The sequence below is a fragment of the Rhizobacter sp. P3_C12 genome, from assembly GCF_056402735.1.
The window spans coordinates 1-2,820 of sequence record NZ_JBFUGW010000479.1 but is presented as its reverse complement, the minus strand read 5'-3'; the positions used below and the strand labels follow the sequence as shown (position 1 = coordinate 2,820).

The window sequence follows — 2,820 nt, the reverse complement described above, 5'->3', positions numbered from 1 at the left end:
GCGCGGGGCAGAGGTCACTCGAAGCCTTCGTGCAAAATCGTCGATTATTTCAAACTGCGGCCGGTCGTGCGGCCCCGCCATGAACCTCGTCTTCCCCCACACCTTCGTGCCGTGGTTCCGTTCGGTGGCGCCGCACATCCATGCGCACCGCGGCAAGACCTTCGTCGTGGCCATCGCCGGCGAGCTGATCGCCGCCGGCAAGCTGTCGGCCTTCGCGCAGGATCTCGCGATCCTGCACGCGATGGGCATCAAGCTGGTGCTGGTGCACGGCTTCCGGCCGCAGGTCGAGGAGCAGTTGCGCGCCAAGGGCCACACCTCGCGCTTCAGCCACGGCATGCGCGTCACCGACCCGCTCGCGCTCGACTGCGCGCAGGAGGCCGCCGGCCAGCTGCGCTACGAGATCGAGGCCGCCTTCTCGCAAGGCCTGCCGAACACACCGATGGCGCACAGCCAGATCCGCGTCGTCTCCGGCAATTTCATCACCGCACGCCCGGTCGGCATCGTCGACGGCGTCGATTTCCAGCACACCGGGCTGGTGCGCAAGATCGATGCAAGCGGGATCCGCAAGCTGGTCGAGATCGGCGCGCTCGCGATGCTGTCGCCGTTCGGCTTCTCGCCCACCGGCGAGGCCTTCAACCTCAGCATGGAAGACGTGGCCGCCAGCACGGCCAGCGAGCTGCAGGCCGACAAGCTGATCTACGTCACCGAGGTGCGCGGCATCCCGCTCGACCCGCTCGACCCCGACAGCGAGATCGACCAGGAGCTCGGCCTGGCCGACGCCCGCAAGCTGCTCGCCGGCCTGCCCAACCCGATGCAGCCGACCGACACCGCGTTCTACCTGCAGCACGCCGTGAAGGCCTGCGAAGACGGCGTCGAGCGGGTGCACATCGTGCCGTTCTCGGTCGACGGCTCGGTGCTGATGGAATTGTTCACCCACGATGGCGTGGGCACGATGATCGTCGACGAGAAACTCGAAAGCCTGCGCGAAGCCACCTCCGACGACATCGGCGGCATCCTGCAACTGATCGAGCCGTTCGAGAAGGACGGAACCCTGGTCAAACGCGACCGGACCGAAATCGAGCGTGATATCGACCATTACACCGTCATCGAACATGACGGCGTCATCTTCGGATGTGCCGCTTTGTATCCGTATCCCGAGGCGCATACCGCCGAAATGGCCGCGCTGACGGTGTCCCCGAATGTGCAAGGGCAAGGCGATGGCGAGAAAATACTCAAGCGCATCGAACAGCGCGCACGCGGTGCCGGGTTCGACAGCATTTTCGTGCTGACCACCCGCACGATGCATTGGTTCATCAAGCGCGGCTTCAAGCAGGTCGACCCCGACTGGCTGCCCGAGGCCCGCAAGCGCAAATACAACTGGGACCGGCGCTCCCAGGTTCTCGTCAAGAAACTGGCCTGATCCGCTGGTTTCGTTTCACGACATTACAAACAGATCGACTGGAGTTACGTCATGGCTCGAATGGTGCAATGCATTTACCTGAAGAAAGAGGCCGAGGGCCTGGATTTCGCGCCTTATCCCGGTGAACTGGGCAAGCGGATCTACAACGAGGTCAGCAAGGAAGCCTGGGCCGCCTGGATGAAGCACCAGACCATGCTCGTCAACGAGAACCGGCTGAACCTGGCCGACCAGCGGGCCCGCCAGTACCTCGCCCGGCAAATGGAGCGATTCTTCTTCGGCGAAGGCGTCGAACAGCCCGCGGGATACGTGCCCCCGACCCCCTGAAACTGACAGATTCCCTGCCGCGGGGTTTCGCTTGGCATTTCAGGGTTTCCTGAATAGAATTCCCGCGCCGGCACATATAGCCGGGTTCAAACAGGAAACCATCGATGACCACGTTGCAGGATTTGCTCGCCAAGAAGGCTGCCCTCGAGCAGGAAATCGAAGCCACGCAAAAGCGTGAACGCCAGGACGCGATTGCCAAAGTCAAGTCGCTGATGAATGAATACGGCCTGTCGGCTTCCGACCTGACCGGCAAAGGCGGCACCAAGACGGGTGGCAAATCCGGCGCCAGCAAGGGTGGCAAGGTGGCGGCGAAATACCGCAACAATGCCACCGGCGAAACCTGGAGCGGTCGCGGCCTGCAACCCAAATGGCTGAAGGCGGCCGTCGCTGCGGGCAAGAAACTCGAAGACTTCGCCCTCTGATCCGGCGAACGCCGGGTCCGGAAATCCGTATCGATTCCATCGGCTGACCGATACCCGCATCTGCGGGGTATCGGGCCCAGCCCGCCGGAAGCGTCGCGGGCTACATTCAAAGCTTCCTCGCGACGCCCACGTGCCCGTTTTCCGACAGCCCACCCTGCCCGTCATCCTGCTGCCGTCCACGCGCCTGAGCGTCTGGGCCTTGCAGGCCGTGCTGGCGTCGCTGGCATGCCTGGCCCTCGGTCGCTGGGGGCTGTCGATTCCCCTGCTCACTCTGGTCTCGCCGCTGCCCTGGCTGCCCGGCGGCTTGGTGCTGGCCGCGCTGCTGCGCTGGGGCGCCGGCATGGCGCCCGGGTTGTGGCTGGCCGGCTGCATCGTGCTGCTCGGCTCGGACCTGGCGCCCTGGCAGGCCGCCGCCGCGTCGGGCGCCGTGGTCGGCGCCGGCCTGCTGTCGGCGCTGTTGCTGCGCCGCCTCGGCTTCGTCGGCAGCATCGACGGCTGGCGCGATGCCGGCCTGCTGCTGGGCGTCGGCGTGCTGCTGCCCACGCTGGCCGCGGTGGCCATGGCCCTCGTCTGCCTCACCGTCGACGGCACGCTCGACCGCCAGGCCTGGCTGCCCGCGGCACRCACCGTGGCGCGCGATGCGCTGGCCTGCGC

Annotated in this window: 3 protein-coding genes and 1 pseudogene; all 4 read left to right on the top strand. The window is 65.7% G+C overall.

Translation table 11 applies throughout. The features are described 5' to 3' along the window. Window positions 1–79: 79 nt before the first annotated feature. Window positions 80–1,420: an amino-acid N-acetyltransferase gene (gene argA / locus AC1DXV_RS33425; RefSeq protein WP_047508943.1), complete on the top strand. Its 1,341-nt coding sequence runs from the start codon at window positions 80–82 to the stop codon at window positions 1,418–1,420. 51 nt (window positions 1,421–1,471) lie between these two features. Continuing rightward, on the top strand, window positions 1,472–1,744 hold the full coding sequence (locus AC1DXV_RS33420; RefSeq protein WP_047508941.1) for an oxidative damage protection protein: 273 nt from the start codon (window positions 1,472–1,474) through the stop codon (window positions 1,742–1,744). Window positions 1,745–1,848: 104 nt separating this feature from the next. Then, complete coding sequence (locus tag AC1DXV_RS33415; RefSeq protein WP_477873685.1) at window positions 1,849–2,166, top strand: H-NS histone family protein; 318 nt, start codon at window positions 1,849–1,851, stop codon at window positions 2,164–2,166. Between the two features lie 130 nt (window positions 2,167–2,296). Further along, window positions 2,297–2,820: pseudogene (locus AC1DXV_RS33410) on the top strand (hypothetical protein); the annotation flags it as partial.